The organism is Oleiphilus sp. HI0128 (assembly GCF_001635365.1).
Genome location: NZ_LWGG01000839.1, coordinates 1 through 7,139, shown reverse-complemented (window position 1 = coordinate 7,139; position 7,139 = coordinate 1). Strand labels below are relative to the sequence as shown.

Below are 7,139 nucleotides of genomic sequence, written 5' to 3'. Positions count from 1 at the left end.
TTTAACTATGTATAATAACTATATATATAAACTAGGTAAAATAACTAGGTACAAATTTGTCTGGTTTTAAAAATAAGCTTCTAGGAAAGTAGTGCCATATGATTAGTAAAGATGAATTTGAAGATGAACTTTTCCAGAAAGATATTAGCGAGGAAAGAGTTGAGAAACTTTTAGCTGCAATAAAAGCTAATGAAAAACAGAATTCAGAAGAATCTTATTATGGCAAAAACTATGATGCTGATCTGATCGAGAAGAAGGATAGCGGGGATTATGGGATAGTTGATTATGATTTACCAAAGTACCATGCGCCAATATTAAATGTTGTGCTGCAATCAACTTTGTTTAGACCGATTAAAAGTGGAAGAGAGTCCGAGGAATTTCTAGATACTGGCGATGTAAGACATAACAAGGGGTTTAAATCTGAATACGCTATACACGGATCTGAGTGCAACTCAAAACTAGATTTTATTGTTTATGCAACCTTGTTGCGTTTAATTGATCAGACTGGATTTCAAAGCTTAATTATTTCTCCTAATGCCTTTATTCAAGAAATGGGTTTTGAAAAGAAAGTTAATAACACATCGTTCTTGGTGCGTCTGGACAAAGCTTTTAAGCGTTTGGAAAGCGTAGTGATAACTCTTACATCACATTGCCCAGAATCAACTATTGAGAAGAACTGCCGCGCGTTTGAATTGGTCAAGTCAGTTGAGGTAATCAAAGATGGACTTTTGGAGTTTAAGTTATCTAAAGATTTTTTCGAGGCTTATAGAGATAAAGAGCTATATCACCATCGAGCTATAGACATGAAATTCTTTTCGGGTATTGGCTTGGATACGGCTAGATCTTTATTTCTACTTTACGAATCATGGCATGATTCAAGTAAGGAGGTTAGTTTCGACTATTATGAGAGGGATAGACTGATTAAGCGTTGCAATCTAGAGACAGTTAGTAGAGATAACAATAGAACTGCGCGTTTAAAAGAGGCTCATGAGAAATTGATTGAATGTGGTTACTTAGCCCACTGCGATCATAATACAAAAAATTTCAAGACAACGTATTACGTTTATATCAATGGCAAGAAAACTGACCGACGATTTACAAAACCTAAATTGAGTAAAGCGGATATAAAACGTGCCGAAAAAGGGTGGGACTTGTCGTCGTAAGAATCCAATGCGCGCACTCTTGAAACAATAAAAATATTCTATAACTTGTATTGATACCAACTATAAAAATAAGAGGTAACAATATGAAAAAATGCAACGGAGAGATCTGTTTCTGCCAGCCGGGCAGTATCGTAGACTTTGCGATCAGCAATTCTGAAAATACTGACAGGCCACTCAAAGACTTCTTCGATGTGGGTAGCCATTGTCTTTTTCCCGCATAGGAATACCTATCACCTAATGACGTGATTTTATTGCTTTCCCACTTTCTTAAGCGGGTATCATTCAACGACGAAGGACTTATCACATACCTGCTTTCAAGAGCCGTTCTTCATCGTGTGGCTGACGAAATATCGGCCATTGATTCATGGCGCAGCACCATGGATGAATGTAATTAAAGATTTAAAAACACTGATTTGAAATAGAGGCGGATGGTTCAAAGCGGCTATACAGATATTTATCGCAATTTGGGCATTTGTGGTCAACATGCTCAGTTCCATACCATTCGTGCTTACAATTCAAACATGAGTAGGTGCCTTTAGCTGTTAGCTGTTTTTTTGTGGCTGCTATCAACTCATATTCAAGATGTTGTCTGGCAGCCTTGGCATTAGGGTGATAGAGCCAGCTTTTTAGATCGTTATCTTCTTCGATCAATGCTGTTAGCAATTTTGCTATTAGGTCAGGTTCGCTTGGCAATTTAGCATACTGGAACTTTAGGAAACCAATATCTACCTCTATTACACCTGCTTTTTCGTCATCTGGTTCTGGTGGTATGGCACGACCACCGTAGTAAAAGAAAAGATAAAGCGTGTAGCCGTTAATCTCTGTTTTTATGTCGGCGTAGTTCGACTCAGTAAATCGCAGGTCTTTAAACTGGTGTGGTGAAGTGACCTTTTTAGCTTTGGAGAATTCTGCGCGCTCACCAACGTAAACCTGAACATTTAATGCTGGGGTGGAGAGTGTCGATATTGCTCCATTGGTCAGCAGTTTGGAAAGATACTGCCTGCAACAGGACTCGAACGAAAGATCGCAAATTCGCTTTGGTTGAGTTGCGGGGTTTGGATCATGAGCGAAGTGCCATGCCTTTTTCTTTCCGTGGCGGGCGATGACACTTTGTTCGCAACTAGGACAAAAACAGTTGCAGTTTTTGCCCTTAGGAACATTGCCAACCTCAACATATTCTCCATTTTTGTCTAGAGCGAAAGGTATGTGGTTCATGCTTCTACTAAATCCTTGTTAAGCGTTGAAGACTCCATCAATTACCCACTTTATCAGACTTTAATTAGAGACAAAAAGCTAGATTAGGTACAATCTTTTTCAGGGAATATATTGAGCGAAATATTGAAGACCTCTACCATGAATTCGATTAAAATCGTCAAAAGAGTAGAGGTCAAACGTGGCAAAAAAAAGTGGTGACAAGTTTGTAAGTTGTTGATTTTAGGTGTCGAAAATGACGAAATTGACAGATTAAAAACTAATCAGAAATCTGTTTAATATACTGATAAATAAGGATTAAATGGTTTTTCTGCTCTCCCTTGACATGGTAGAGGTCGGCAGTTCGAATCTGCCTAGTCCTACCAATTTCCCTATTCGCTCCTTATTTTTATAGTTGTGGCATGTCGCGATCGTTCTAGCGATTTAAAAATACAAATTTTGGATAGCCTCCAAGTGCATAGCTAACCTCGTAAGTTGCTTCACCATTCAATTGCGATATTTCTAAACAAGGCCTCGGGAGAGATAGGTCGCAATCACCGTTGCTCAATATGTAATCTTTGTACGCTTGTATTGTAGTTGTCTGGAATAGGGAGTGGCGACCTGATAGATTTTGTTTGGGGAGTGTGAAGCTGCAGCAGTAAAAGGATAGCTCAGCGTTGGAGCTATTGTTTTTTGCTTCAGCGCAATATTTAACTGCGTGTTTTGGCGTTAGGTCTATTAACCTTGCAACCGGGTAGAATGTAGCGTTTGCAGAATCAGCGCTGTTATTCTTCACAACCTTAAGCTCTAAAGACACATTAATAGATTGTGGAATAAATATACCATGCGGCTTAAGTTGGTCTGCTAGGTTTGCCGTTATTTCTACTTGAGGCTCATGCTCAAGAGACTTCTGCATTGTTTCGCTGATGATAATGTCGAGTGTATCAGGGTGCTGGTATTCACAGGCATTAGCGTTGACAAGGTGACTGGAATACTTCGTTAATTCAAAGGCCTGTAATAGGCGTTCAACACTGTCAAGCGATTCTTGATGGATATCTAAAAAGTATGGTTCTATTTCATCAGAGCAAAACTGAGTTAGTAGCGGTAGTAGGAGCGTTGCGTAGGGCCCGCAGCCAGCGTAAAGAATTTTTATTGGCTGATCGATAGAGTTGGCTAATGTATCGCTTATAGCGGCATTGACAGCCTGAATGAAGGTTATGCTGCGCTGATGATCAAGTGTGCACTGAGCTGCTGCTTCCGAGCAAATAGCTAAGCCTTGAGGGAGGTATGAATCACTCGCCCATGCATCGAAGGCAGGAGATGCTGTTATACCGCCAAGATCACTACAGACCTTTGCATAGTCCTCTAAGGCTTTTGTTTTGTATGAATATGGCGACGACTTATCCAGGATAGCCTTCGTTATTTCTTCTAATTTGGAGCGGTTCATCGTTTGCTCTATTGCCGCTTAGATCCAGCCAAATAGAAAGTCCCATAAACTCCATGACTCTTTTTTCTCAAGCTCATTTTTTGCTTGTTCAAGTACGATGCGTTCTTGTTCTAAGGCTTTCTTTTCTTCTTCTAGCTTGAGTTTTTCTTGCGCTATTCGTTGTTCTTCAATACGGCGCTCTTCCTCAAGTCGTGCTTGTTCTTGCTGTTGCTGGGCTAGAAGCTGCTTTTCCTCTTCAAGCTTGCGTTGCTCTTGTTCTTTTTGCTCTTGAAGCCGCTTCTCTTCTTCTGCTCTTTGTTTAGCTAAGCGTTCAGCTTCAGCTTTTTTTGCGTGAGCGATGCGCTCGGCTTCGAGCTTCTTTTTAGCAGCTGCGTCTGCTTGGGCCTTTTGCTTCTCTATGTTGTTCTTTTTGACGCGTTTGCTAACCACCTTGGGCGGTGCTTTGCATTCGCCACGAGAAGGGTCTAGACGGCAGCGAATTTTCCAGAATAACTTCAGTGCGGTAGGGTTGTTGATCTGATCGTCTTGTAAGGCAAGTCTAATGCGTTTACTGAAGTGATCAATCTCATCCTTTACGAATTGATTAGTTTTAATCCAGTAGTGCTTGGGGATTTCCTCTTCGGCATCAACTACCATTTTGTTCATCGCTTTCATTCGTGTCAGCATGTAGTTTCGCATTTTATTCCCGAAATCCTCAGGGAACTGATCACGACGAGCAATGGTTTGAAGCATTCCGTAATATAGCCGGTAATCAATAATTCCTCCTTTATCTGCAAGACCCTCGTAAAGCTCAAAGGTGTTGTAGGCAAGAGCGGGCATGATCACAATATCAACTTCGCCGGTTTTAAATTTATCTGCAAAGTTTGATAGTGTTACCGTGACAGGTTTGGACTTAGATAAACTTGCAAATTTATACATTTGCGGATCATTATTCAAAATCGCAATCTTTTGACCAGAAAATTCGTCAATTGTGTCAATCGAGCGGTCTTTAACAAAGGCATACATCGAACCAACAGGGAAGGTTGTTACAACCTCATAATTGTTTTCGATCATCAGCTTGCCAGCCCTAGAGCGGCTTAGCGTAGCGATAGCAAGCTCAAGCCCTTTCTCTGAGTTAATTGCTCCAATTGCGTCCATTGTGCCGGCAAACTTAACAAACTGGCGCGACAGGATGCTCGTAAGAACGGCAGCCTCGCAGTTGCCAGCCTTAAATTGCTTAACAACATCGGTTTCTTCGGTGTAGGCGACAAATTTGAGCTTTAATCCCCAGGCTTGAGCTCGTGGAATAACGTCGGAATAAAATGTCATCACTGGGCCACTTCGGCCAACAGGATCCCAAACGCAGAACGTTTTAGATTCTAAAGAAAAAGCAGAGCTACTGAACAGGCTTATCAAGATGCAAAGAAATATAGAGAAGAGCTTCATACAGCACACCTCTGCTGAAGAGCTGGGCGGTATATATATGAATTCATGTGGCTGTTGAAAAAAAGCTGGCCAGTGAAATGACTAAATAGTCGAGTAGTCATTCGTATTCATCCTTGTTTAGAGCGTATTGTGGTGCATTATTTTTTGCTGGCAAAGCCTATCATAGTCCTTGGCTAGATAGGGTGAATCAGATAACAAAAATTATAATTAGGGGCAGAAAGGCTTGAATTGCTATCAACGTCCATGCTTTTGCAATTATATAGAAAATCCAGATGTTTCGTTTTATTGTCGAATTGTAAAATATTGTACAATATATGCTCAATTTACTGGTCGTGTTGATAAAGCTATGTTCTCATCTATATTAATAGAAACATTACGCAACATTGGTTCACGTATTACTCCCGCAGTTTGTTGCAAGCTTTAGACAATCGCTATGGTGATTTAGCTTGTCTTTAAGTAGTTGGAATACAGGTTCGTGCGAGAGAAAATGATGATAGGCGGGTAAAAATATGTACGCGACTCAACAAACAGAAAAAACGCGTCTAGGTGATATTCTTTTAGATAAAGGCCTAATAAACGAAACGCAGTTGAATGAAGCAATTGCTTCTCAGCAAGGCACTGATCTGCCCTTGGGTCAGATTCTCGTCGATAAAGGCTGGTTGAGTCGTAGACAGATTGACCAAGCTCTTAAAGTACAGAGTAAATTACGTAGCGCCATTGTTTCTTCGATTATTAGTTTATCTCCCTTGGCTTTGGTTGGTTGTGGCTCAGCAGCGACCTCTGACGAAGAACCTGTAGAAATTCAGCAAGTTGAAGAGCCTGGTGGGCAAGAGGCTCAGGGGAACAGTGAAGAGGCTTCCAACGATTCTTCAGATAATTCAAGCGATGCTGGAGATACTGGCGGCTCAGTAGTCGGTGGACAAGATGACAGTGGCTCTGACGACCAGCAAGCGGGCAGTGGGGAAAGTCAAAGCGGGTCGAGTGATTCTAGCGGTAGTGACAACGAAGGTTCTTCTGACGCTACTGACGGGCAGGAGCAAGAAGCGTCTCTCGGCGCTATAGAATTTAGCTGGGCTTATCCAAGTCAGCGAGCAGATGGTTCAGATTTCGAAGTTTACGAAATACAGGGCTTTAGAATCTATCAAGTTGCTGGTAACGGTGAGGTTGATACTGTTCATGAGGTCGATGGTCTAGATACCTCATATATTGTTACTGAGCTGGCCGATGGTGATTATCATTTTGCAATTACCGTTGTAGATACTGACGGCCTCGAAAGCGACTTATCCGACTCTATTTCTGTAACAATCTAATCGTCTTTTTTCAATAAAGCTCAGATTACCTGGATCTGAGCTTTTTAAGTTCTTTCAAAACAATTCTTAGTGGCTACGGCTACTTTTGTTTCCATATATCCTTGTTACTTGACTGGCTGCTTGACTGATTTCCGCGGGATTGCTTTTGAGTAGGGCGTCTTTTTGCTCTTCTAGGCTTATTTTTATCGGAGTCGGTCTTCGCCTGATTGCCGTGCTGCTCGGCTTTTGGCTTTTTGGGTTTCTTGGGCTTTTTTGCTTTGATCGGACGAGTATCTAGCTGGGATTCGGGTAGGGAGTGCACAGGTTCGAAGCCTTCGACCGTTCTACGTTGAATCACTTGTTTAGTTAACCGTTCAATACCTTTGAGTTCTTTAAATTCATCGGCACAAACCAAAGATATCGCTAAACCATCCGACCCCGCGCGGCCGGTTCTACCTATTCTGTGCACGTAATCTTCAGATACGTGAGGTAGCTCAAAGTTAACAACCTGAGGTAGCTGATCTATATCGATGCCGCGTGCTGCAATATCAGTCGCAACTAAAACTTGAATGACACCAGACTTAAACTCTTGTAGGGCTCGAGTTCGGGCACCTTGACTTTTAT

At 41.5% G+C, this 7,139-nt stretch carries 7 protein-coding genes and 1 tRNA gene; 3 read left to right on the top strand and 5 right to left on the bottom strand.

The window, feature by feature from the left end; translation table 11 throughout:
* Positions 1-98 precede the first annotated feature (98 nt).
* Positions 99-1,163, top strand: a complete 1,065-nt coding sequence (locus A3763_RS12940; RefSeq protein WP_068634421.1) for a hypothetical protein — start codon at positions 99-101, stop codon at positions 1,161-1,163.
* A 38-nt stretch (positions 1,164-1,201) separates the two neighbouring features.
* On the opposite strand, the gene A3763_RS27615 is transcribed toward A3763_RS12940, so the two are convergent.
* Together A3763_RS27615 and A3763_RS12935 are read right to left on the bottom strand one after the other, a co-directional pair.
* A complete protein-coding gene (locus A3763_RS27615; protein ID WP_156495079.1) occupies positions 1,202-1,366 on the bottom strand; it encodes a hypothetical protein in 165 nt (54 codons plus the stop codon).
* A gap of 196 nt (positions 1,367-1,562) precedes the next feature.
* Positions 1,563-2,378 carry a competence protein CoiA family protein gene (locus tag A3763_RS12935; RefSeq protein ID WP_068634422.1) on the bottom strand — a complete coding sequence of 272 codons (816 nt, stop codon included), beginning with the start codon at positions 2,376-2,378 and terminating at the stop codon, positions 1,563-1,565.
* Between the two features lie 290 nt (positions 2,379-2,668).
* On the opposite strand from A3763_RS12935, the gene A3763_RS27610 reads away from it, so the two are divergent.
* Positions 2,669-2,740, top strand: a tRNA-OTHER gene (locus A3763_RS27610).
* 50 nt (positions 2,741-2,790) lie between these two features.
* On the opposite strand, the gene A3763_RS12930 is transcribed toward A3763_RS27610, so the two are convergent.
* Together A3763_RS12930 and A3763_RS12925 are read right to left on the bottom strand one after the other, a co-directional pair.
* Positions 2,791-3,801 carry a hypothetical protein gene (locus A3763_RS12930; protein ID WP_068507793.1) on the bottom strand — a complete coding sequence of 337 codons (1,011 nt, stop codon included), beginning with the start codon at positions 3,799-3,801 and terminating at the stop codon, positions 2,791-2,793.
* Between the two features lie 18 nt (positions 3,802-3,819).
* Positions 3,820-5,109: a putative solute-binding protein gene (locus tag A3763_RS12925; protein ID WP_156490486.1), complete on the bottom strand. Its 1,290-nt coding sequence runs from the start codon at positions 5,107-5,109 to the stop codon at positions 3,820-3,822.
* Positions 5,110-5,735: 626 nt separating this feature from the next.
* Here A3763_RS12925 and A3763_RS12920 point away from each other — a divergent pair.
* Complete coding sequence (locus A3763_RS12920; protein ID WP_068507789.1) at positions 5,736-6,536, top strand: hypothetical protein; 801 nt, start codon at positions 5,736-5,738, stop codon at positions 6,534-6,536.
* Positions 6,537-6,615: 79 nt separating this feature from the next.
* On the opposite strand, the gene A3763_RS12915 is transcribed toward A3763_RS12920, so the two are convergent.
* Positions 6,616-7,139: helicase-related protein (locus tag A3763_RS12915; RefSeq protein ID WP_255376623.1), on the bottom strand; the 524-nt coding region annotated here is incomplete at its 5' end.